The 22745-nt window shown below is 44.3% G+C and carries 21 protein-coding genes and 2 tRNA genes; 7 read left to right on the top strand and 16 right to left on the bottom strand.

Going from position 1 to position 22745, the window contains the following annotated elements; genetic code table 11:
* Window positions 1-37: 37 nt before the first annotated feature.
* From HMPREF0671_RS03390 to HMPREF0671_RS03375, 4 genes are all read right to left on the bottom strand, one after another.
* The gene (locus HMPREF0671_RS03390; RefSeq protein WP_007175116.1) at window positions 38-1207 is read right to left on the bottom strand and encodes a site-specific integrase; all 1170 of its coding nucleotides are present in this window, start codon (window positions 1205-1207) and stop codon (window positions 38-40) included.
* A 257-nt stretch (window positions 1208-1464) separates the two neighbouring features.
* A tRNA-Lys gene (locus HMPREF0671_RS03385) sits at window positions 1465-1537 on the bottom strand.
* A 71-nt stretch (window positions 1538-1608) separates the two neighbouring features.
* Window positions 1609-2724, bottom strand: coding sequence for an AI-2E family transporter (locus tag HMPREF0671_RS03380; RefSeq protein WP_036896704.1), 1116 nt, complete (start codon window positions 2722-2724; stop codon window positions 1609-1611).
* A 5-nt stretch (window positions 2725-2729) separates the two neighbouring features.
* Window positions 2730-3317, bottom strand: coding sequence for a thymidine kinase (locus HMPREF0671_RS03375; RefSeq protein WP_036896703.1), 588 nt, complete (start codon window positions 3315-3317; stop codon window positions 2730-2732).
* Between the two features lie 93 nt (window positions 3318-3410).
* Between HMPREF0671_RS03375 and rsmI the strand changes: the two genes are divergently transcribed.
* The 3 genes from rsmI (at window position 3411) to HMPREF0671_RS03360 (ending at window position 6292) form a co-directional block, all read left to right on the top strand.
* Entirely contained in the window at window positions 3411-4109 is a 699-nt protein-coding gene (gene rsmI / locus HMPREF0671_RS03370) for a 16S rRNA (cytidine(1402)-2'-O)-methyltransferase (RefSeq protein ID WP_036896702.1), read from the top strand.
* Between the two features lie 5 nt (window positions 4110-4114).
* Window positions 4115-4969 carry a hypothetical protein gene (locus HMPREF0671_RS03365; protein WP_036896701.1) on the top strand — a complete coding sequence of 285 codons (855 nt, stop codon included), beginning with the start codon at window positions 4115-4117 and terminating at the stop codon, window positions 4967-4969.
* A gap of 87 nt (window positions 4970-5056) precedes the next feature.
* A complete protein-coding gene (locus tag HMPREF0671_RS03360; protein ID WP_198025880.1) occupies window positions 5057-6292 on the top strand; it encodes a serpin family protein in 1236 nt (411 codons plus the stop codon).
* Between the two features lie 436 nt (window positions 6293-6728).
* On the opposite strand, the gene tsaE is transcribed toward HMPREF0671_RS03360, so the two are convergent.
* The 8 genes from tsaE to HMPREF0671_RS03320 are packed head-to-tail and all read right to left on the bottom strand — an operon-like array spanning window position 6729 to window position 16417.
* Window positions 6729-7142 carry a tRNA (adenosine(37)-N6)-threonylcarbamoyltransferase complex ATPase subunit type 1 TsaE gene (tsaE, locus tag HMPREF0671_RS03355; RefSeq protein ID WP_036896700.1) on the bottom strand — a complete coding sequence of 138 codons (414 nt, stop codon included), beginning with the start codon at window positions 7140-7142 and terminating at the stop codon, window positions 6729-6731.
* A 30-nt stretch (window positions 7143-7172) separates the two neighbouring features.
* Window positions 7173-7964 (bottom strand): hypothetical protein, encoded by a 792-nt coding sequence (locus HMPREF0671_RS03350; protein ID WP_036896699.1) that lies wholly within the window; start codon window positions 7962-7964, stop codon window positions 7173-7175.
* An 11-nt stretch (window positions 7965-7975) separates the two neighbouring features.
* Entirely contained in the window at window positions 7976-9556 is a 1581-nt protein-coding gene (locus HMPREF0671_RS03345; RefSeq protein ID WP_036896698.1) for a bifunctional response regulator/alkaline phosphatase family protein, read from the bottom strand.
* 3 nt (window positions 9557-9559) lie between these two features.
* Window positions 9560-12736: a tetratricopeptide repeat protein gene (locus HMPREF0671_RS03340; protein WP_369793916.1), complete on the bottom strand. Its 3177-nt coding sequence runs from the start codon at window positions 12734-12736 to the stop codon at window positions 9560-9562.
* A 35-nt stretch (window positions 12737-12771) separates the two neighbouring features.
* Window positions 12772-13605, bottom strand: coding sequence for a metal ABC transporter permease (locus HMPREF0671_RS03335; protein ID WP_036896697.1), 834 nt, complete (start codon window positions 13603-13605; stop codon window positions 12772-12774).
* Window positions 13605-13991: a hypothetical protein gene (locus HMPREF0671_RS03330; protein WP_036896696.1), complete on the bottom strand. Its 387-nt coding sequence runs from the start codon at window positions 13989-13991 to the stop codon at window positions 13605-13607. Before HMPREF0671_RS03330 ends, HMPREF0671_RS03335 begins: the two co-directional genes overlap by 1 nt.
* 5 nt (window positions 13992-13996) lie before the next feature.
* Entirely contained in the window at window positions 13997-15247 is a 1251-nt protein-coding gene (locus HMPREF0671_RS03325) for a 3-phosphoshikimate 1-carboxyvinyltransferase (protein ID WP_036896695.1), read from the bottom strand.
* 24 nt (window positions 15248-15271) lie between these two features.
* Window positions 15272-16417, bottom strand: a complete 1146-nt coding sequence (locus HMPREF0671_RS03320) for a zinc-dependent metalloproteinase lipoprotein (protein ID WP_036896694.1) — start codon at window positions 16415-16417, stop codon at window positions 15272-15274.
* Between the two features lie 187 nt (window positions 16418-16604).
* Here HMPREF0671_RS03320 and HMPREF0671_RS03315 point away from each other — a divergent pair.
* The 4 genes from HMPREF0671_RS03315 (at window position 16605) to HMPREF0671_RS03300 (ending at window position 19822) form a co-directional block, all read left to right on the top strand.
* Window positions 16605-16677, top strand: a tRNA-Pro gene (locus HMPREF0671_RS03315).
* 668 nt (window positions 16678-17345) lie between these two features.
* Window positions 17346-17840, top strand: coding sequence for a DUF4251 domain-containing protein (locus HMPREF0671_RS03310; protein WP_052052805.1), 495 nt, complete (start codon window positions 17346-17348; stop codon window positions 17838-17840).
* 19 nt (window positions 17841-17859) lie between these two features.
* Entirely contained in the window at window positions 17860-18987 is a 1128-nt protein-coding gene (locus HMPREF0671_RS03305) for an energy transducer TonB (RefSeq protein ID WP_084589711.1), read from the top strand.
* A gap of 328 nt (window positions 18988-19315) precedes the next feature.
* The gene (locus HMPREF0671_RS03300) at window positions 19316-19822 is read left to right on the top strand and encodes a toxin-antitoxin system YwqK family antitoxin (protein ID WP_036896692.1); all 507 of its coding nucleotides are present in this window, start codon (window positions 19316-19318) and stop codon (window positions 19820-19822) included.
* A gap of 112 nt (window positions 19823-19934) precedes the next feature.
* Here the strand turns inward: HMPREF0671_RS03300 and HMPREF0671_RS03295 are convergent, their stop codons facing one another.
* The 4 genes from HMPREF0671_RS03295 to HMPREF0671_RS03280 form a co-directional block, all read right to left on the bottom strand.
* Window positions 19935-20687, bottom strand: a complete 753-nt coding sequence (locus HMPREF0671_RS03295) for an exodeoxyribonuclease III (protein ID WP_036896734.1) — start codon at window positions 20685-20687, stop codon at window positions 19935-19937.
* A gap of 11 nt (window positions 20688-20698) precedes the next feature.
* Complete coding sequence (locus tag HMPREF0671_RS03290; RefSeq protein ID WP_084589710.1) at window positions 20699-21322, bottom strand: DUF4840 domain-containing protein; 624 nt, start codon at window positions 21320-21322, stop codon at window positions 20699-20701.
* Window positions 21323-21390: 68 nt separating this feature from the next.
* Window positions 21391-21984 carry a GTP cyclohydrolase I FolE gene (gene folE / locus HMPREF0671_RS03285; RefSeq protein WP_036896690.1) on the bottom strand — a complete coding sequence of 198 codons (594 nt, stop codon included), beginning with the start codon at window positions 21982-21984 and terminating at the stop codon, window positions 21391-21393.
* A gap of 56 nt (window positions 21985-22040) precedes the next feature.
* A complete protein-coding gene (locus HMPREF0671_RS03280) occupies window positions 22041-22712 on the bottom strand; it encodes an SPOR domain-containing protein (protein ID WP_036896689.1) in 672 nt (223 codons plus the stop codon).
* Window positions 22713-22745 lie beyond the last annotated feature (33 nt).

The raw sequence follows: 22745 nt of genomic DNA, 5'->3' as shown, positions 1-22745 counted from the left end.
AAGTGGGAGGTATGGCTCTATGTGGTGTGTCAATAAATCATCTAATTGCCCGCTGAAGATTCTCAGCGTGCCGTTCTATCGTGGTCTTTAGTACTTTAGCATAGATTTGTGTAGTCCGTATGTTCTTGTGTCCGAGCATACGCGATACATTCTCGATAGGTATGTCATGTGCGAGAGCCAATGTTGCGAAAGAATGCCTGGCAACATGAAAAGTCAACGGCTTGTTCAACTTCAGGGCAGTCTCGATGAGGTGAAGAAAGTCATTTGCCTTCTGATTTGAAATCTTAGGAAGGACAAACTTGTATTTCTTTAGCACTTCCATGGCTGGTCCCAGGATAGGGGTGAAAAACTTCGATGCAGTCTTGATACGGCTTCCATCTATGTAATACAACTTTCCCTGCTGTTCTGTCATTTTCTCAAAATCAAAGGCCTGCACATCACAATAGGCCAGCCCAGTGTATGCAGAAAAGACGAACAGGTCTCGAACCTTATCTAATTTTTCGTCCAACTTAATCTTTCTCAACTTTTGTAGCTCAGCCTCTGTCAGAGGCTCTCTTTCCTTGCATTCTCCACGCTTGAATTTGACCTGGGTATATGGATCTACTTCAATCTTACCCTCAATATATAATAGGTGAGAATACTTTTTCAGATGTTTGTGATAGGTATGTATTCCGACATCTGATCGTGTACCGTCGTGTAGCCATTCATCAAAAGCCACCAGATTGTTGCTTGTCAGGTCTGTCAGCTTCTGTATCTTGCCAAATCTCTTCAATGCGTCCAGCGTGCATTGCTTGTGTTTTCGAGTACCCTCACTAATATCTTCAGCCTCGATATGCTCTTTCATGTATTCTATGAGGTTGATCGAAGGTTGAACTTTCACCTTGTACTTTGTGGGGGCTATCTTCTTAGGAGAGGAAATGAAGGTAGGCCGTTGTTCTGCACCATAATAATAAGCATCGAAAGTGGCAATTGTCATTTCATTGCCCAGTAGCTCCATAGCTCCGACAATCTGTTCACACTTTCTTCGCTCGGCTTTCACCTGTGGTGAGGAAGCAAATTTTTCCCACTTTTCAGCAGGGAAGTCACCTAAAGAAATGTACTTACGCTCAGTTCTGCCAAGATAGATGCGTAATTCTACCTTGCCAGAGCCACGTTTCTCTACTTGTTTCTTTCGGTCAAAAATAACCGTTACATTCTCTTTTAGCATAATTTAACTAATTAAATCGGCTAAAGGAGTAATTTTGGGGTCATCATGTACAAGTGGTAACACATTTTTGGGGGGTGGTAACACATATTGGTAACACATTTTGTTCCCGATAGGGCTTTTTAATTCCCGTTACGTCCTGTTAGCCGCAGGTTCAACATTTAGCATAACTTCCTCTAAATGTGCTATTTAGCTAACAAGTGGCTTGTATAAATGGAAAAGAGGACTTCATTGCTGAAATCCTCTTTTTTAGTACTTTGTGACCCGCATGGGGCTCGAACCCATGACCCCAACATTAAAAGTGTTGTGCTCTACCAGCTGAGCTAGCGGATCAAGACTTGATAGTCCTTAAAAGCGTGTGCAAAGGTAGTTAATTTTGTTGAGAAGAGAAAATAGAAGTTAAACTATTTATTCTCTTTTACATCTTTTAACGATATACCTGCGTCTTCAAGTCTTCCTTCTTCCTTTGTTACGTATCGTTGCCAGTAGGCTATAAGTAGGGTAGTGAGAGGTAGGGCTATAATTAATCCGATAAAACCGAGGATAGCACCCCAAATAGAGAGGGAGAGAAGCAGGATAGCAGGATTGAGTCCCATTGCCTTACCCATAATTTTGGGTGTTACTATCATATCGGTGATCACTTGAACGAGGCAGAATAATCCTATGGCAAGGCCGAAGATGACCCAAAAATTCTGTCCGGTATCAGCTGCTTTCAGCATGGCTAAAAAGGCAGTAGGGATGAGTGCGAAGGTATGTAAATAGGGTACTAGGTCGAGGATTCCTATAAGAATACCTAGACCGATGGCCATGGGGAAGTCTAAAATGGTGAATCCTATGCAGAACATAATGCCCATACAGAGAGCTACCATGCCTTGGCCACGGATATAATTGTTGAGTTCACGAGCTACGTCTTCGCTCAATGATTGCCAGAAAGGACGATTCTTCTCCGGAAATATACGAATCCAGTTGGTCGTCAGATATTCGTAATCCATGAGGATGAAGAACATGTAGAGCAGGGCGATGAGCGAGGCTATGATGCTAATCAAGATGCTAGCTGTTTGTCCTACAAGCGAGAAAACCTTGGGCATAGCCGTCTTTAGAGTTTCCGTGAAGTCGCTACTCTTGAAAAATGTCTCTATCGCTTCTTGATTTTCCTGCACCCAATGCGATATATAATTGGTGAGATTGTTGGTGTGTGCCGTCTTATGTGCCCAAAGACTGATAAAATCTCCCAGTTTATTAAACTGTTCAATCATGGGCGGAATAATCATATAGACTAAGAGACCGATAACCAACAGCACCACAAGCATGGTCAGTAGAATGGCTAATGCACGTACTTTGACGTGCAATTTATACTGGAAAAACTTAACCAGTGGATATAATAAATAGGCGAAAAGCCATGCAATAAAGAATGGCAGTAGTACACTACTGAGGTAGTTAACCATGTAGAGCACACCGATGATGAGCAGTCCTGTGCCTGTCCACCGGATGAATTTGTCGAATGTTATCTCCTTTCTCATTCAGTTTATATTGATACTTCTTCTTCCAAAGCTTTCTGATAGCAGTCACGACATAGCGGTTCGTACTTCTCTTGCTCGCCCAGCATGACGCGCTTATCGCTCTTCACCAGTCTATGACTGACGTAAGCCAAGGCTCCACACTTTACACAGATGGCGTGCACTTTGGTCACTTCATCGGCAATGGCACATAGAGCTGGAATCGGTCCGAAAGGTATTCCTTGATAATCCATGTCCAGTCCGGCTACGATAACTCGCACTCCTCGATTAGCCAATTGGTTGCAAACATTGACCAAACCATCGTCCAAGAATTGCGCTTCGTCGATACCTACCACGTCAATATCCTCTGCCAATAGCAGTATCGAACCCGAAGATTCGATGGGAGTAGACTTGATTACGTTTTTATCATGGCTCACTACGTCCTCTTCAGAATATCTCGTGTCCATCGCAGGTTTGAATATTTCTACTCTTTGATGGGCAAAGTTAGCTCGTCTCATGCGACGGATGAGTTCCTCTGTTTTACCTGAGAACATGGAACCGCACACCACTTCTATGCGTCCGGGACGGTGTGATTCCACTATCATATTGTTTGTCATATAGACGCAAAATTACGAAGACGTTTTAAAAATTGCAAAGAAACAGTGGCTTTTTTTGCGGTAATAGATTATTTAACTACATTTGTGACCAGTATGGGTATATTGTACATTGTGCCTACGCCTGTAGGAAACTTGGAAGATATGACAATGCGTGCGATCAGAATCTTGAAAGAGGTCGATCTCATTCTTGCCGAAGACACGCGTACGTCGGGCATTTTGTTGAAGCATTTCGACATCAAGAATCGACTTATGTCACATCATAAGTTCAACGAGCATGGCACAGCCGATGGAATTGTAGAGCGACTCAAGGCTGGGCAAAACGTGGCTCTCATTAGCGATGCGGGCACACCGGGCATCAGCGACCCCGGATTTTATTTGGCTCGCGAGGCTGCTAATGCCGGCATAGAGGTACAAACGCTTCCCGGGCCAACGGCTTGTATACCGGCTATCGTGTCATCGGGATTGCCTTGCGACCGCTTCTGTTTTGAAGGATTTCTACCGCAGAAGAAAGGTAGGCAGACACGTTTACTCTCATTACAGGCCGAGACGCGTACGATGGTGTTCTATGAATCGCCCTATCGATTGCTCAAGACGTTACAGCAATTCGCAGAGTTCTTCGGTGAAGAGCGACAGGTGAGTGTGGCACGAGAAATATCCAAAGTACACGAAGAGCACGTACGTGGCTCTTTAAAAGAGGTAATAGAGCATTTCACAGTTACAGAACCACGAGGTGAAATCGTGATAGTATTGGCTGGAGCAGATGCAAAAGCAAATAAAAAAACAAAGGAATAAATAATATGAAACAGTTTTTGTTGTTAGTAGCAGGCGCATTTATGTTGACGCTGACGGGGTGCAAACAGGGTAAACCGCAGTCGGGTCTCGCCGATATGGCACAAACCGATTCACTTCAGAGAATCATTGCTCAGAAAGATGATGAGGTGAATGATATGATGGCAACGCTGAATGAGATTCAGGAAGGATTCCGCGAAATCAATGAGGCAGAAAATAGAGTCAGCATTGTCAAGGATGGTGAGGGTGCTAACAAATCTCAACAGATTCGTGAGAACATCCAGTTTATCTCTCAGACTATGAAGCGTAACCGCGAACTCATTGCTAAATTGCGTAATCAGGTGAGTCAAAGTAGTATGCAGGGTACGCAGATGCAGAGTACAATAGAGAATTTGGTGAAGCAGTTGGATGAGAAAGATCAACAGTTGCAACAGCTTAGAGCCGAACTCGATGCAAAGGATATTCACATCTCAGAGCTTGATGAGACCATCAATAACCTTAATACGAATGTGAACAACTTGGCTTCTGAGAGTAATTCTAAGAGCCAGACCATCAGCGCACAAGACAAGCAACTCAACACGGCTTGGTATGTTTTCGGTACGAAGAAAGAGTTGAAAGAGCAGCGTATTCTCGATGATGGTAAGGTATTACAGGCCAATTTCAACAAGAGTTACTTCACTAAGATTGATATTCGTGTAGACAACACCATCAAACTGTATAGCAAGTCGGCTAAGGTTATGACCACTCATCCGTCTAGCAGTTACACTTTGACCACGGATGCTAATAAGCAATACGTGTTACGTATCACGAATCCTAATCTCTTCTGGAGTACAAGTAAGTATCTTGTCATTCTAGTTAAGTAAATCGTATTAACAGATATTATGCCCGGTAAACCTATGGTTTGCTGGGCTTTTTCGTATATTTGCGATGTAATCAAAACAGTATTTTGTATGAAAAGAATGAAGTTTATCATGTCTATGTTTGGGTTTGCGAGCCTTAGTTGCCTATTGACAATTGGTTGCAAGCCAAAGATGAGTACTCAAAAGGTAGATAAAGACAGTGTCACTGTGCTAAATATGCGACTTGACAAGGTTGCTCAAGACTTTCTTGACTCGCGTGCACCGTCGGCTAAAGACAGTGCGTTGGTGCAGCAAACGAACAATCGAATGGCCTTTCAACTCTTCAAACAACTGTTTAATAAGACATCGAAGAAGTCTGTTTTCCTTTCTCCGCAGGGGCTCACCTATGCCCTTAGTATCATCAATGATGGTGCGGTCGGAGATACGCGTAAGGCATTTGAGCGGGTATTGGGCTTTGACAACTCACTACAGATGCGTGTCTTGCAGCATGAAATGATGTTGAGTCAAGCTTATAGGGGACATGGCAAACAGGAACCAAAGTGGTCGTTTGCAGAGGTTGCCAATACGATAGACGTGCCGGATGGTCTCGTTCTATCGCCCGCATTTAAAGAAAATGCAACAAAGTATTATTTTGCGAGCATGCGAAGTGTTGAAAAGCAGAATATCACATTGACTTCCGAGGTTCGTTTCCACGGTTTTTGGAAGTATCCATTCGATGCTGCTGATACAGAACCCGATGCCCCTTTCTTTGATGGCGAACAGAAGATTGCTGAGGTACAGATGATGCATAATACGCTGCGTCAGTTATTATACTACGATGCCGGTGACTTCCGAATCTTGCAAATACCCTATACGGCCGGTTATCACATGTATGTATTACTGCCCAAAGAAGGTGTAGTGTTGGCAAAAGTCGTTCGTCAATTGGATACAAAGTCATGGGGATTGTTACAGAAGAATATGCACAAAATGGCACAGGTTGAGTTGGCTTTGCCGCGCATGGCATTGGAGACGTCTTATACACTCAATGATTATCTGGTGTCAATGGGGCTTGGAATTGCTTTTGGAGTGGCAGCTGACTTCTCTAAGATGACTGAAGGTCAGGTACCACTCTATATAAAGGAGGTGAAACAAAAGTCGAAGTTAATTGTGGCAGAGAAGAAGACGGAAGCACAATCTGTCACAACTGCCGAGATAGCTGTGTTGAGTGCCACGGTAGAAAATCCTCGGCCGGATCAAGTAAAGTTCTATTGTGACCATCCGTTTGCCTATGTTATTACCGATAAATATGGTTCCGTCAATTTCGTCGGCACGTTTTGGGGAAAATAAGAGGAAGTGTTGATATGAGGAGAGAATAGAGCTCGCCCTATATAGTCTGCGGTTTTGTCTTATGACTCAAGAACTCCTAAAATCAAAAACTTACAAACTTAATTGGCTGCAAGGTTGTGGCAGCATTACTGTTAAGCCTGTTCAGCGATGCTGCAAAGTTGAGGCAGCAATGTTGCCGGAACGATGCAGTCTGGTAGTAGATAAGTTGACAGGTAGACGATTTGGGAGTGATAAGTGAGGAATGATGAGTTATGAGTGAGGGGTTATGAGTGAGGAGTGGGGAATCTATGGGTTAGAAGTTAAGGTATTGTTGCTTACGGTGGAGTACTTGTCGGCATGTTATTTAGTTGCAGAATGTATTCATCTTTCCCAATAGTTGTCTTGCGAAGAGATACTTTATCTCCCCCTCCCCTTGGGAGAGGGGACGGGGGAGAGGTTAAAACTCCACGCTCCTAGAACCGTCTTCTTCGGTCGTGATAGTCACCTTCGTGGCATCGCCGGGAAGTATTTCCTCGATGAGTTCGGGCCATTCCAAGAAACAGAGGGCTCCACTATAGAAGTAATCTTCATATCCCATGTCGTAGACTTCTTCCAGTTTCTTGATGCGATAGAAGTCGAAATGGTAGATAATTTCTTCGGTTGTGTTCGACCGATATTCGTTGACAATGGCGAAAGTGGGTGATGTAATGACGTCTTCCACGCCCATCTCTTCGCATATAGCTTTGATGAATGTGGTTTTTCCGGCACCCATCTTACCGTAGAAAGCGAATACTTTACCTTCGCCCATGTGCTCGATAAATTGTTTGGCAGCCTCGTGGATGTTGTCTAATGAGTCGATTTTAATTTTCATATTCTGTGATTTTAATTTGTTGTTTCATTGCTAAGAAGTACTGATACAGTAAAATATGCTAACAATTATTGGGAGAATTAAACTCGCGATAAGATATATTCGCGCACTTTTCGTATCTTCTCTATTGTAGATAATATAGAGTGGAATACTGAGAATGGGTCCAATAACAAAGCATAGCACGGTCAATAATAGATTGGGTGAAGATGGCTGAACGGACTTTTCAAACACGAGTTCATCTCTATTGCGTTTGAAGTGCATGGCTATCTTGTCTCTGACATCAAGGTCGTGGGTATCATGAAAAGCATAATATGTACGCTTCTTGGTTATAATCTTGGCGTAATGGCGATATAGGAATACCCGCTTTACATTGCTCCAACTATCTTCCATATAGCATACAGCAGCATCGTTTAGGGTGGTAATGAGTCTGATACCCTCGGCAGATAATTCCACTGCGGGTATCTTAGAGCTTAACCGGCGATAGTGTACAATGAGTTTCCCTAATTTATATATCATGACTAGCAGCATGAAGCTAACAGTTATCATGATACTAAAAAACTCGGCGGGGGAGAGAGTTACCAGTCCTATGGCTGTATAATAAGAAGTAAAATTGATATCTTGAGGGTCAAAGAATACACGATATAGAAATTTTGTCAAGTTGTCCGGGTAGTAACATGTGACAGGCGTGTTGATATTGCGCCCTAAAGCCAATGGACGTACAGAGCGCCAATTGTTGATGAATCGCTTTATCATCACGGTAACAGCAATTATACCAAGTATGAAAGCGATACCACGTGTCAAGTATAATAATAGTTGTTCTTGCATGTATCAAGGAATTAACGTTTGCGTGGAGTGAGTGTTACCAACGGTATGAGCATCTCTTCCATAGAGATGCCGCCATGTTGGAACGTGTCTTTGTAGTACGACACGTAATAGTTGTAGTTGTTGGGATAGGCAAAGAAGTTGTCGCCTGTAGCAAATACGTAACTCGTACTGATGTTGGGTGAAGGCAATAGAGCCTTGCGTGGCTCTTTAATGACGAACAGTTGTCGGTCGTCGTAGGCTAGATTGCGTCCCAACTTATACCGCAGATTGGTGTTGGTGTTACGGTCGCCGATGATTTTTACTGGCTTTTGGGCACGTATACTACCGTGATCGGTGGTAACGATGACGCGACATGACTGCCCGGCAAGGTGCTTGAAGAGGTCAGCCAGCACCGAGTGTCTGAACCAACTTCGTGTGATGGAGCGGTAGGCACTTTCGTCTTTGGCAAGTTCGCGTACCATACGCGACTCGGTACGAGCATGGGATAGCATGTCGATAAAGTTCACAACAACTACGTTTAGATCGTAGTTTTCTAGTTCGTTGAGATGACTCATGAAGTCTTTTGCACCGTCTGAGTCATTGATTTTATGGTAGCTGAACGTGTCACGACGGCGAAAACGCGCTATTTGTGTGGCTATCAACTCGTCTTCTTTCAGGTTTTTTCCCTCGTCTTCTTCCTCATCTACCCACAGTTCCGGGTACATTTGAGCTATTTCGGCAGGCATCAATCCACTGAAAATAGCGTTACGTGCGTATTGAGTAGCAGTGGGTAGGATGGATTGATAGAGGTCTTCGCTGATTTCAAACTGGTCGCTGAGATCGGACATGATAGTACGCCATTGGTCGTAACGAAAGTTGTCTATGACCACGAGATACACTTTTTCGCCTTGGTCGAGCGGTGGAAATACACTGTGTTTGAAAATGTCGGGGCTCATCAGAGGTCTGTCTGTGGCCTGTTGTCCCGTCTTGCGAGCCTGTGCTAATTGCTCCATCCAGTCCATATAATGCTGTTTGACGTATTTGGCATAGCCCTGATTGGCCTCGTCTTTCTGTATACGTAGCATGTCGGTCATGGCACTGTCGGCGTGGCTTAGTTCCAATTCCCAGTGCACCAGTCGGCGATAAAGTGTTGTCCAATCATCGTGTGTACGACAGTCTTGCATTTGCATGGAAATCTGTTGGAAGTTTTGTTGGTAGCCGGTCTGTGTTACTTCGCTTACAATCTCGCGACTATGGATGTTCTTTTTGAGTGATAGGAGTATCTGATTGGGATTCACCGGCTTGATGAGATAGTCGGCTATCTTTTTCCCGATAGCCTGTTCCATGATATTCTCTTCTTCACTTCGCGTCACCATAACAACCGGTGTGGCCGGCGAAATCTCCTTGATGCGCTGCAAAGTCTCCAATCCGGAGAGACCGGGCATCATCTCATCGAGTAAGATAAGGTCGTAAGTGCATTGCGAAACCATGTCTATGGCGTCGCTGCCGTTGTTGGTGGTCTCTACTTCGTAGCCTTTCTTGGTGAGGAAGAGAATGTGGGCGCGTAGCAATTCTATCTCGTCGTCCACCCAAAGTAACAATCCATTGCTCATATTCTAGAATCCATCTAAGTCGTAATATTCGTCTTCCAAGTCTAGCGGCTTGGACTTTTTCTTATCTTTTTCGTTCTCTTGTGTACCCTTTTTCTTACTCTCTGTCTTCGGCAAACCATTGTCGAAGTAGATGCCAGTATTCTCTTTTCGAGGTTTGGCAGGCTGGGGGAGTGGTTTGGGTTTCACTGTTGGTAGCGCGTTTTTGTCGACCGTTGGTTGCTTTACGGGTTGACCTATCGGGATGGTGATGCCTCCCTTGGATGGCTGCTGTGTTGGTTTAACAGGTTCAAGCGGAATCGTTGTGCCCGTATTGGGAACTTGTGTTTTAGGTTTCTCATCTTCTAACGGGATGAAAATACCATTGTTGATGTCGTCGCTTTGGTCGAGTATGCGGTCTATTTCTTCCTCTGTTTTTGGTGCGGCTGGCTGCTGTTTGTCTGTTGTTATCTCTATCGGCTCGGTCAAGAGTTGATAGAGCGACACTTTGAGCCGGGCGAAATGTTTCGCATAGAAGGCTTCGTAGTCGGCATAACTGAACTGTGTACCGAGTAAGGGAAGATTGATGTCGCTGATGATAACAGGATGTGCGTTGCCTTTTAGTGCGTTGATATGCTCTTGTTGGCGCAGTTGTCGAGCATATTGTAAAGCTTCATCGAAGTTTCGGAAGCCTGTTACCATCATACGACGAAGGCCGTCGGCATCTTCAATCTTGATGTCAAAGTTGCGTACCAGATAGTTGGTGAAGTTGTATTTTGCTAGTTCAAAGAGTAATTGATTCTCCTTTATGGAGTCAGGATGATACACCATCATGAAGGCGAATGGGATATTTCGCTCGGTCGAGAAGCCTTGTATCTGTGTTGTGTCGCTTTCGTTGAGCACCACGCTGCGGCGATTCCACATGTCACTCATGTCGAAATGGCTGCTTCTAACCTGCCTGCCTGCCTTCACACCGTTGATAATCATGCCGGCCATGGTGCTGAGCTGACTCTCCGGATATTTCTCTACGAGCATATTCAGGTCGCGTAGGCACTCGTCGAGATGGCCGTTGTTGAGTTTGTTAAGTGCTCCGATGAAGAGGAATTTGTCGCGATTGGCTCCAGCGGGGAAACGCCTGTCGGAGATGGAAACATTGTTGCTGACTTCGTTGTAACGGTTGTTACGGAAGGCGTTATAAGTGGCTGTATAGAGCGAATCTTCCAATTGTTCGCCTTGTCGAGCATTCTCTTCGAAGTTTGGATCGGCTATGAGGCGCGTCCATTCACTTTTGGAATGGTTGTGTTTCAACAGCTCCAAGTAGGTTTGGGCGCGGTCTTTACGTCCTAATCGAGAATAAAGTAAGAAGAGATGATAGTAGGCTTCGTCCATTTTCTCAAACTTTGGAAAATGCGTAATGAGCCTGATGAGGGTGCGTTCGCTTAGAGATAGGTGGTCCATCTTATCTTTAAAGATGACACCGGAGCCGAAAAGACCGTCGGCCAACAGCTTATTGCTAGCTGCTAACTGCTCTGCGGATAATGGAATTTGGGCGAGATAATAAGCACGAGTGTGCGGATCGGCAGCTGCACTGTCGGCATTTTGGTGTGTTTGAGTGTGGTATTCCTGCCTTTGGAGTGTAGAATCAGCAGGTAAAGTATTGGTGTTTCCGTCGGCATGCACAACAGTTTTGTTGATGCGTTGCCAGTTGTCTACGTTGTCGCGCTTGCCCCATAGGCGTTGGAAAGTCTCTTTTCCCTGTGCCACAGCCATCGGATTGTAGAAATACCATTTGCTGTTTTGTGGAGTTGTAGGTCGTGTTTGGGGTGTTGAGATTGGGTCCGATTCGGCTTGACCACCACTTTGTTGTCTGGCCATTTCAGCCTGCATGTCACGTTCTTTACGCTCTTTCTTCTTCAAATCGCTGATGATTTGGTCGATAATCTTGTTTCGATCGGTATCGGACATGAGTGCCAAACGTTGCAAGGAATCCTGTAATTCTACGGCATTGGTATGGGGTACCAACTCGTCTAGGACCTTGGTGCGTTCTGATAGTTGCTTATAATCCTTGCGATCTTGGTCGAGTAAGCCCAAAGCCTCGTTGTAACAACGCTGGGCATCAGCAAATTTCTCGCGGTTCCAATACAAGTCTCCTAATCTCAAAAGGAGCACTCCTTTCTCTATTCCGCTGCGTTTAGCCTTTTCGTTGCCTTGTTCGTAGGCGTCAATAGCGTGCAAGGTGTCGCGCCGTGTAAGGTAAATGTTGCCGATGGCATAGTATATTTGGTCGAGATATTCGGCATTGTTGGGCGATGAGGCCATGTGCTTGAGGTACGAAATCATTTTGTCCGACGGGCCTTCGGGCATTACCTTCGTCATTGATATGCGTGCATTGAACTCCAAATTGTATGGCGGATTTAGTCGGATTACGTGCTGATAAGCCTTTAAGGCCTCTGCTTTATTGCCCTGAAGTTCCAATAGTTGACCTAGCAGATACCACTCTCTAGCCCGTTGCTTGCGCCGCATCTCATGGCGAATCACCCGTTGTAAGTAGGGAATAGCCTTGTCGTATTCCCCCGTATGGATGTAGTAATCGGTGTAGGTATAGTCCCATTCCTTTTGGGCTGTCCAATGAATAGAGTCGCGTTGTATGTTGCGAATGACGTCTTCAGCATCGTATAGCCACCCTTCTTCAATGTAGGCCTTGGCCAACCAAGCCCGTGCTTTTCCGTAAATGGCGGGTTGCGAGCGATAGAGGCGACTCATATAAGCGAATGTGGAAGCTGCATCGTCGAACGCACCTTCATGGAATTGGGCACGCCCCATGAGCATCCAAGCCTTCCAAAGAAACGGATTGTATTCGCGACGACTCAACCATTCAATATCTTTAGCAGTCTTATGACGCCCCGGATTCCACTCCGGTCGGCGCTTGATGCTATGCAGATGGATGGCTTTCTTGCTCTTTTCGATGGCTCTGTCGAAGTTCATTTTGCCCAGTTCGCGACTATTCTTGTTGCTAACAGGATAGAGAGGAATGAGCTCGGTGAAGTTGTCTACGTTGCCATTCTCTTTTTCCAAAGAGCCGTCTATGTAGGCTTGGCTACCGTTGTAATACACATTGTAGCGTGTATTGAAAGCATGCCACCATCTCGACTTGGCAGTATTATGCTGTGTGGAGCAACCTGCCAAGATCATAAATGCCATCATAGGCAGGGTAAGGGCGATATGTTGGCAACTTGTTTTCAGCTTTGTGAGAGGGCTTGTTGGACAATCCACTTCGACCGAAGTGTTACAAATACTTTCATGATGACAAGAATGATGATGCTCATAAAGATGATGGAAGCGCCCGATGGTACGTTGAGACTATAGGAAAGTGTCAGTCCCAACAAGCAATCTATCCATCCGAAGAGGATGCTGAGAGCCACGATGCGCTTGAAATTGAAGGTGAATAGATTGGCAGTCATTTGCGGAATGGTGAGCAAACTAATCGCCAATACGATGCCGACCATGCGCAATGTGGCGACGATGGTCATGGCAATGAGTATCATCATCATGTATTCGATGAAATCGACAGGTAGCTTTTGCGACCGCGCAAAATAAGAATCGAACGAAACAGTGAGTATCTGTCGGTAGAAAATGGTAAATATTGCGATGGTCAAAAGGGTGAGCAAGCCGAGTAACCACAGGTCGGGCGTGTCGATGGTGAGGATACTTCCGAAGAGGAAAGAAGATAAGTCGGGCATGAAACCGGGCGTTAGGAAGCTGCAGATGATACCCACACTCATGCCAAAGGTCCAAAAGACGGCTATGGCTGAATCCTCTCTAGTATCGCCTTGGTGCGACATCCATTGTACACCACAGGCACTTAAAACCGAGAAAATCATGGCCGAGAGTATCGGGTTGATACCTAAATACACGCCCAGTCCGACTCCGCCAAACGACGCATGGGTAATTCCCCCACTGATAAATACCAGCCGGCGTGTCACGATATACGTTCCTACGAATCCGCAAAGAATGCTCGCCAGCAGACTACCGAGCAGTGCATTCTGGAAGAAACTATAACTGAGAATATCCATTATTCGGCTAATGCTATGAATTCATCCTTGATTTGGTCGGGCATATTGATGCCTCTGAGGATGAGACTACGGTTCCATGCCTTCACTTCTTCGGGTTTCATGGTGTACATAATCTCCGAAAACTCATCGGCTTCTGTGTCAGAATACTGGTTGGAAGGACGGTCGTGATAGGCATCGAGTTCCTCATCGTCGAAGTATTCTATATCTTTCGTTGCAGCTTCGAGCATGCAATCTTGTTCGCACATATCATTATCGCCAGTGCAAGTGGCACAACTTGCCGTGGCCGGATGTACGATGTCGTCGCCTCCACCACGAAGGGAAGAGATGATTCCCAGCAGTGCTGTGAACACTCCTAGGGCTATAAGAATGAGTATGAGATATATCATAATCGTTAATCTTGTTTGATAATGCGGAATCCGGCAACTTGTAAATCGTCCCAATAATGCGGGTACGACTTGCTGACAACCTCCGGGTTGCGAATCTTGATATGCTCTAAAACGAGGGCGGCAGGGGCAAATGCCAAGGCCATACGGTGGTCTTCGTAGGTGTCTATCGGTTCGAATGTTGGTTCACATCGTTCACCTTCCCACGACAATTCGCTGTCGTTATGCGATTGAATGGCGTAGCCCAACTTGCGAAGTTCTTGTTTGAGGGCTTCAATGCGGTCGGTCTCCTTAATCTTCAGACTTGCTAATCCCGTGAAATGGAAGTGGATTCCCATGAGCACACAGGTCACAACGACCGTTTGGGCAAGGTCTGGAGATCCTGTAAAATCGTAATCAAGTCGGGGCAACATGCAGCGATGATGTGATAATTTGACTGTTGTCAATTCGCCTTGTTGGGTCGATTCAAAAGCAGTTTTCACGCCCATGAGCGAGAATATGTATTTTACCACAGAATCACCTTGCTTGCTTGCATCCATCAGACCAGTTAAGTTGACGACCGCCTCGGTGTCTTTCGTGAGTGCCATCATCTCATACCAATACGAGGCAGCGCTCCAATCGCTCTCAATACGGTAAGGCTTTTGTGTATAGGGATGTGGTTTGACGGTGACAGTGTCCACGTCCGACCAGTCGGCTTCGGCTCCAAACTCGCGCATTGTGCACAATGTCAGGTCGATATAAGGGCGCGATACAATCTCACCGGTCATGCGTAATTCAAGTCCACGAGCCAATACCGGTCCTATCATGAGTAGTGCCGAAATGTATTGCGAACTGATATCGCCCGGTATTTCGAGCTGTCCGCCTTCTAAGGTATGGCCCTTGATGCGGAGTGGTGGGAATCCTTCTTCACCTTCATAAGTGATGTCGGCACCTAGATAGCGCAGTGCGTCGACCAGTACACTGATGGGACGATGCTTCATGCGTTCTGTTCCGGTAATGGAATGCTCACCCTCCATCACGCTTAGATAGGCCGTCATGAAGCGCATAGCTGTTCCAGCGGCCTTGATATCCACGGTTTCCGGCAGATCATCGATAATGCGTAAGATGACATCGGTGTCGTCACAGTCGGATAAATTATCCGGTAATATGTTGCCTCCTGACAATGCATGGATAATCAGCGCGCGGTTGCTGATGCTCTTAGAAGCCGGAGGCGTGATGTTGGCCTGCAATTGTTGCGGAGCGATAATGTCGTATATCATGTGTTAGGATATGATTCTTTCGGATTATTTACGAAGTTTCATAGGCAGATTGACGACGCCCTCAGGGGGTGCAATGATGCCCCGAACCTTGTTTAATGGCTTTTTGGGGCCGGGAATCAGTAATCCGTAGTAGAGCACGGTGCGCATGCGTTTCACCTGATTGTCGGTGAATTGAAAGCCTAGATTCAAATCGTAGTCCATGAAATTAGATGCTCGGAACGGTGCACCTGTACACGGTTGGCGTTCCAACATCTTATAAAGGTCGAACTGTTGGCCATTGAGTGTGGCTAAATAGTCCTTCAATTGTTTCTCGTATTCCACTCGGTTGTAGCTTGGAGTGTCTTTGCAATAGTCGGTATCGGCGCAACTATCTAATGTCGCTGTGTCGTTTTCGGTGAACACATGGTGTAGTCCCAAGTAGTGACCTAGTTCGTGTGCTAGCGTCACATTGACGTCTACCGATGAAAATTGATACCCTTTGGCGCCCTTGTCGGCAGCCGTATAGCGCGTGGATTCGTCGTAGATATAATCGCTATTGATAGATGTACAGAAGGGATAACTAAGATTTTTCTTGCTCAACGACGTATAGTCCACGCGACTCAAGCCCTCCAGCGAGTCGGTCAGAGCCTTTGGCATGAGGGGCAGATGGCTGATACCGAGTGTTCCGCTCTTTTGTTCGCCGTCGTCGGTCTTGAATGGATAGACCATGATATTGATGTAATCGTTCGGTTCCCACAGATATTGTACGTTACTTTTAGCCGACATAAACTTCTGGAAGTCGATGGGATACTCGCCTGTCCATTGGATATATTCCACACCGGGGGTACTGAGTAAGTTGCCTTTCTCGTCTTTCTGAGCCAGTTGGAAATTTACGTTGACGGCACTACTCGAACCGTAAACACCGCCCTTATATAATTCATTGAGATAGCCCACCATTGTCTTCAATCGCTCGGCCTTCACATGTTGCGTCATGTTGGTAGCGTCTTGATAAAACACGTGGAAGATAATGGGCAGTTGATATGTATAAGTATCTGTGATGGTTGCTTTGTCGTCGTCTTGTTTGGTGGTTGTCGGCTCACCGGTTTTAGGGGTTGTCACGACGTCGTCCTTGGTACAAGAGGCCAATAAAAGAAGTCCTGAACATAGCCATAAAAATATATTATTCTTCATCTACCTATTTATATATAATGTAAATACAAAGGTAAACGAAAAACCATGAAACACAAAATAAACCGCAGCTTTTTCGTGTTGGCATAGTGGAAGTCGGTGGCTGAAATCAAAAAAGCATAGAAAAAGTGGCGTGTAAATTTGCAGATGTCTATACTAATTCATACCTTTGCAGTCACAAATAAGAGTTCGGGATTTAGCGCAGTTGGTAGCGCACACGTCTGGGGGGCGCGAGGTCGCTGGTTCGAGTCCAGTAATCCCGACTTCATTTTAAGTAAAAAGGGACTGTCTGACAGTCCCTTTTTCTTTTTTATCTTCCTAATTTTTCATTCCTAGGTCATAACAGCTTACCCTTAATAAGAATCTGTAGGAGTATTACATATTGTGTTCGCAATCAAATTATGGTTATCAACTGTATTCATTCTTACTTGTAAATCTTGCAATTAACTTCCCACTATCAGCTTGCTCATCAGTTTTTTGCTATATATTTCATATCATAATGAAAGTTGTAAATCCCCACTTTCCACTCCTAACTCTTCACTCTAAGTGTGTTGCAGGGGCTTTTCAAGCTTGTTGCATGAACTAGGCAGCGATGTTGTAGAGCCGAAGCAAGGATGTTGCGGAGCCATAGCAGTAGTTTGAGAGTGAAGAATAGTGGAGTGAGAGGTGAAGTGCTTGTAAATGAAAGTCGATGAAGTTAAAGGTTAAGTAATTATTGGCTGCTGGGTGATATATATAGTGCCACATTGTTTTTAATTTTTATTGTTTTATCAGATGTAAAGATCGAGGCGATTTTTTGTTGTTATAAACATTAATATATATCTTTGTGGGAGTGGGTATAGATGTGAGAATGATACGTATGGATGTGCTTAATTTGTCCTTATGGAGTCACGGAAGACCTACAAATTGTTAAATTTAAAATGATATACGTATGATGAAGAAATTATATTTGATGACCTTTGTGGCGATGTTGTTGGTTTCGTGCGGTACGCCAAGGACTGCGGAAGAGAAGGTGGTGTTGCGACAGCGCACGGCACAGCAGGTGGAACAGGCTTTGAACGATCGCCATTATACCATTACGGTGGACTATATGCAGCCGGCCGTGGGACCGAGTCGCCGATTGGATTTCGGATATAGCTTAACGGTCAAGGGGGATACGCTTCATTCTTATCTGCCTTATTTTGGGCGTGCTTACAACATACCTTATGGTGGAGGGAAGGGACTTAACTTTGTAGCTCAGATTGTGGGATATACCGAACGAGAGGTGAAAAGGGGGCTGAAAGAGATTGTGATTGATACGGATAATAAGGAAGACCAATTGCAATATGTGTTGTCAGTGTTTGACAATGGCAGCGCGTCGATAATGGCTTATGCCCGTCAACGCGACAGGATAGGCTTTACGGGTAATATGGAACTGGATAAATAACTTGGAAATAGATAGATAAATGAAGCGAATTGCCATGGTGTGTGGGCTACTTTTATTCGCAGTTGCCACATTCTCTCAAAACTCTGCTACCCGATATTTGATAAGTTACGATCGCCAACACATGTTTCTTAGACATGGACAAGAGATGAACGTGGTGGATATGGAATTGGAATGGCCGCGTTTGCTCAATGGTGAGCGAGCCGATTCGTTGCAAGCCAAACTTTGCAGGATAGCTTTTGGACAATATGCAGGAAGCGTAGAACAGAGCAGAAAGGCTTTCCTGAATCGATTAGGGCAGCCGGTAGTAGGGCAGTTGGATTCGCTTCCCGATGACCGGAAATTTTGTTATGTGCGTTGTAAAGTGCAACAGCTAGGTTTCTCACCCGAACGTTTTATCTCGTTCCGTGTAGAATATGATTGTCAGCCAGAGGCACTCTCATCGCAGAAAGCTGAAAGTAGGATTCGCTTCATTACTTACGATATGACTGCACACGAGGTGATGGAAGAGAGTGATATGATGGATTTGGGCGCATTGATGAACGATTCTTATAACTATTCAACACTGTTGCGATATCTGTCGCATGGCGCTCGGACTTCGCTTCAAGGTGAGATCGAGGCTTCATCGGTGCTGGGGCCGGCACTGAGTGGCGAGCATTCGGCTGTGTTCGAAGTGTTCTATAATAATGGTGCTGATAGTTTTTTGAGTGATATTCCCTATGAGGTTTTGCGCGGGGCGATGAAACGTCGAGTGAAGAAAATGATGAAAGCTACGACTCAGCCAGTCGCTCTTGTCGATAATTTGGAATTTAACGACGGAATAGATGATTCACTTACGATTTGTAAGCAGCCCGATGTGCAACCCACATATAAAAATGGTAAAGCAGACCTTTTGGACTATTTTTCAACGCAATTTGTAATACCTGAGCGTGGAAAGTTGGAGGGAAAGTGTGGTAGGGTAGTGGCTAGATTCGTGGTAGAATGCGATGGTAGCTTGTCTCATCTGGCTATCGTAAGTCCTTCTTCGCCCTCGGTAGATAGAGCACTTATAGAGAGTTTACGTCAAATGTATGGTTGGAAATCTGCTCAGAAAGATGGGCAAAATGTTCGCACAGAGTACGTACTTCCAGTAAGATTGATGACTCAATGATATATTTTGGATGAAAATTGAAACAAGAAGTATCGAAAAGATAGGTAGGGTAGGTACTTGATGAGTGTAAAAAACATGTTTTAGGAGCGTAAAAGTGTCATATTGTAAGTTAGAAGGTGTTTTAAGGGGTGGTTTGTGTAATATGGCTTTACAAACTGTAAGTATAATCTTGAAAAACTAAAAGTTTTAAACTGAAAGCATAGGGAAATATTTCAGTTAAAAAAGAGGGTTGATTTTTGTGCAAAATAGTGTTAAAATCAAAAGCTTAAATGATATTTCTTGTATATATTTGCAATAGAAAAATCGAGACCTATTAAACTTTTGACTTATGAAACGTACCCTTTTGATAACCGCAATGGTAATGATGGCCATCTCTAGTTTTGGCCGTAAGCATATTGAAAATGCTACAGTTGTAGCCGATACTATTTTCTATGCGGAGAATATGTTGCACGTTACAAGTAGCGAACAAGCTAGTTATTATCGTTTGTTGATGACTGCCGGAACGGGCTTGAAAAAACAAGAAGTGTTCCAAGACTTCTATATGAACGGAACATTGAAGGCTGAGGGTGGTTATAGCTTTATAGATCTTGGCAACGATAAGAATACCGTACTGAACGGTGAAGTTACCACTTATTATAAGAACGGTAATGAAAAGTGGCATGGAAAGTTTGTAAATGGTAAGCGCGAAGGATACTTCACATTGCAGATGCGCGATGGTAGTATTGCCGTAGTAGAGTTTGCTGATGGTGTTTCAAAGCACAGTTACTTCACTGTAACTCGCCAAGACGGAACGATGGAAAAGCGCTCTTTGAATGAAATAAAATCTCTCTTATAAATAAATATAAAAGTCTCTATTATAATACTAAAAAAGGAGTCTGCTTCGTGAGAAGCGGACTCCTTTGTCTTTTTGTATATATCAAAGAATGGATATTGCTTGTTTGTATTACTTAATCGTTGAGAACGAGCTCTACGGGACAGTGATCGGAACCAAAGATGTCGGTATGTATTTTGGCATCTGAGATACGGTCGCGCAACCGTTCGGATGCAAGGAAATAGTCAATACGCCACCCTGTGTTGCGTTCGCGAGCTTTGAAACGATACGACCACCAACTGTAAGTGATTTGTTCAGGATAGAGTGTGCGGAAAGTATCGATGAATCCTTTGGCCAATAAGGCTGTCATCTTCTCGCGTTCTTCGTCGGTGAAGCCTGCATTACGATGATTGGTCTTAGGATTTTTGAGGTCTATCTCTTCGTGAGCTACATTCATATCACCACAAACAATAACGGGTTTACGTGCGTCGAGTGCCTGTAGATACTTTGAAAATTCGTCCTCCCACTGCATGCGATAATCTAAACGGCGTAGCTCGTCTTGTGAGTTGGGGGTATAAACGGTAACTAAGAAGAAGTCGGCATACTCTAGTGTGATGACGCGCCCTTCGTGGTCGTGTTCGTCGATACCCATGCCATAAGCCACATTGAGTGGCTTATGCTTGGTATAGATGGCCGTACCGGAGTATCCTTTCTTGTCGGCATAGTTCCAATACGATTCATATCCCTCGAATTGTAAGTCTAGCTGACCGGCTTGCATCTTTGTTTCTTGCAAGCAAAAGAAGTCGGCATCAAGTGCTTTGAAGTCGGCTTCAAAGTTCTTACCTACACAGGCACGTAGCCCATTTACATTCCATGAGATGAATTTCAGCATGTTATATTTTATTTCTTGCCTTTGAATCGCAATGGTAAATTGACGTCGTAGGTGCTATTGCCAACTTTGATGCTCTTGATAAGAAGTGTACATCCGAATTGATTTTGGAAAGATTCGCATATCGGATATAAAACAACTTGTTTGAAAGTTAATTGGTTGGCGTACTCAATAGTTACATTCTTTGAACCGGCAGAGAATGTGGTAGTAGTCGGAATTATTATAAATTGATAATATCCTTTATTAAAGAATTGGGTAGAATAAGTTGCTGGTGTACGTACATTGGCCTTAATTGTGAAAGTCTTTGCTTGATTTACAAGTTCGCGATCGTCGCTTGTAATATACTTGCTGATGGCTTTTGTAGGGATGTTGGGGATAATAATGGTAGAATCAATTGCTGCTCTTATCATGATATCCATAGAATCCGGCTTGCTCTCAGAGATGTTTTTGTAAGAATACACTTTTCCTTTATAATTGCCAGATAAGGCAGTTATCATTGTGGTTTTCTCTGTAGGAGTGAGTTTTTTGTAATTGTTGGAATCGTCATTGTTATCAGAACCCAAACAAGAAGTAAAAGAAGCTGTTGCCAAAAGAGCACAGCACATCAAGGTAAATAAACTTTTAAAATTTTTCATGTGATAAGTTTTTTAATTCGTTATGTGTATAAAACGATATGAAAAGGAGAATCTTGCATGTGGAATTGTTAAATTCTCTTAGATTCTCCACGCAATAAATTCATAAATTCCTCGCGCGTCTTAGCCTGATTGAAAGCCCCGCTGAAATCGCTGGTAGTCGTAATTGAGTTTTGCTTTTCGACACCGCGCATTTGCATACACATGTGTTTGGCCTCGATGACGACCATCACTCCGAGTGGATGCAGGGTGTTTTGGATGCAGTCTTTAATCTGTTGTGTCAAGCGTTCTTGCACTTGTAAGCGATGACTAAAGATGTCTACGACACGTGCAATCTTGCTAAGTCCAGTAATATATCCATCGGGAATATAAGCAACATGCACTTTCCCATAGAATGGAAGCATATGATGTTCGCACATAGAAAAGAAATCAATGTCCTTCACAATGACCATTTGGTTGTACTTCTCTGCAAAAAGAGCGTCAGTTAATACCTTGTGTGGATCTTGCGAATAGCCTCTCGTGAGTACTTGCATGGCCTTTGCCACGCGCATAGGAGTCTTCTCTAATCCCTCGCGTTCGGTGTCTTCGCCAAGGAGTTTCAGTATAGCTTGGTAGTGTGATGCGAGTTCTTCCAGTCCCTCACGAAATTCAATTTCAGGATTCATTCTATTTGTTTCGTATATGATAGAGTGGCTTATAGCCGGTATATTCTATTGTAATGTTAGTCTTGTACGGTAATCTTACCACGTACAATGGTTGCTTGCTTGTAGCCCATCTTGCGAAGATTCTGCAACATTTGGACTGCTTCTTGCATGCTTCGATAGTTACCGATGCGGCAAATCCATCGTGGTGAGTAGAAATGTACATAGACCGGTTGGTCTGGATAAGCCATTTTGATGGCGTTACCTATTTGTTGAGCGCGTTGTTTGTCGGCTCTGGAGTTACCTCCGGAGAATGCTTGTACCCTGTACCCATTCACCTTATAACTTCTCACCATTACTTTCTTACGTAAGTCTACGGTCGGTGTTTCTGTTTCATCATAACCCTCTTCTGTTGTCTTTTGAGGATTAACAGCAGTCTTTTGAGTTGTCGGTGTAGCCTCTTTGTGAGCTGGTTCGCGCTTGGTAGAGTCACCGTTATGTTGTTCGGTGGTAGGGGTAGGGTGCTCGGTGGGCTTCGTTTCCTTGGTCTTAGGATCTATTTGTGGCTTGGTACCATTCTGTTGAGTCTTGCTACCATTCACCAATTCGTCTATCTCCTTACTTTGTTTGACAGACACGGTGCCTTGTCCTGGAACTTTCTTTTGTAGTTGTTCGAGGAATGTTTGGGCGCTGATGGTCGCAAACGGACACATGACCAATATCAATAGAGCGACGAATTTATTTCTAATCATGTCGATTTAAATAGGGAAAGAAAGGCGGAGAAA

Source organism: Prevotella sp. S7 MS 2 (genome assembly GCF_000762865.1).
GTDB lineage: Bacteria > Bacteroidota > Bacteroidia > Bacteroidales > Bacteroidaceae > Prevotella.
Note: the sequence above shows the minus strand (reverse complement) of the source record. Positions and strands in the feature narration are given on the sequence as shown.